Source organism: Vibrio sp. 10N.222.46.A1, assembly GCF_041473595.1.
GTDB lineage: Bacteria > Pseudomonadota > Gammaproteobacteria > Enterobacterales > Vibrionaceae > Vibrio > Vibrio tasmaniensis_A.
In genome coordinates this window covers 1-935 of sequence record NZ_JBFRSN010001351.1, presented here as the reverse complement: position 1 = coordinate 935, position 935 = coordinate 1, and the positions used below count along the sequence as shown (strand labels likewise).

The following is a 935-nucleotide window of genomic DNA, read 5'->3' as shown; positions in this document are numbered from 1 at the left end:
TGAGGTACATATTGCAGTGTCATCGAGCGGTCACCGCGAACATCGACATTAAACACCTGAATATTCGGCTCAAGGTTGCTTAGATTGTACTGCGCCGCAAGCTTTTCACGAATTAAGCGATAGCCCGGATCGTCGTGAATAGCGCTTATCTCAATGGTGTTTTTGCGGTCGTCGTCGAGAACAGAGAACAACTTAAAGTCTCGAATGATTTTTGGTGAAAGGTATTGGCTGATAAAGCTTTCATCTTTGAAATTGTGCATGGCAAAGTGCACCGCCTCTAACCAATCACTTCCGGCTAACTCAGGGAACCATTCTTTGTCTTCATCGGTTGGTTCTTCACAGATACGTCGAATGTCTCTAAACATTGCAAAGCCAAGCGCATAAGGGTTTATCCCACTGAAATAAGGGCTGTTGTAGGCGGGTTGTGCGACCACGCTGGTGTGGCTGTGTAGGAATTCTAAGATAAACTTATCACTCACCAAGCCTTCGTCGTAAAGATGGTTAAGAATGGTGTAATGCCAGAAGGTTGCCCAGCCTTCGTTCATTACTTGAGTTTGTTTCTGAGGATAGAAGTATTGACTTACCTTGCGAACAATACGAACACACTCTCGTTGCCAAGGTTCAAGCAGTGGGGCGTTCTTTTCAATAAAGTAGAGAATGTTTTCTTGAGGCTCACTAGGGAAACGTATCTTGGTTTCTTCTTCCTTGCTTTTATTTTGGGGAACGGTCCTCCACAGCTCATTCACTTGAGATTGCAGGTAAGCTTCACGTTCTTCTTGTCTTGCGGTTTCTTCCGCAATGGAAATCTTCTCTGGGCGTTTGTATCTGTCTACGCCGTAGTTCATGAGAGCATGACAAGAATCGAGAAGTTTCTCGACTTCAGCCACACCATACTTTTCTTCGCAATCGGTAATGTATTTTTTCGCGAACAATAG

Annotated in this window: 1 protein-coding gene; it reads right to left on the bottom strand. The window is 44.5% G+C overall.

The window, feature by feature from the left end; all coding sequences use genetic code 11:
- A partial coding sequence (locus AB4496_RS26540; protein WP_372132890.1) for a SpoVR family protein occupies nt 1-935 on the bottom strand: 935 nt, incomplete at both ends.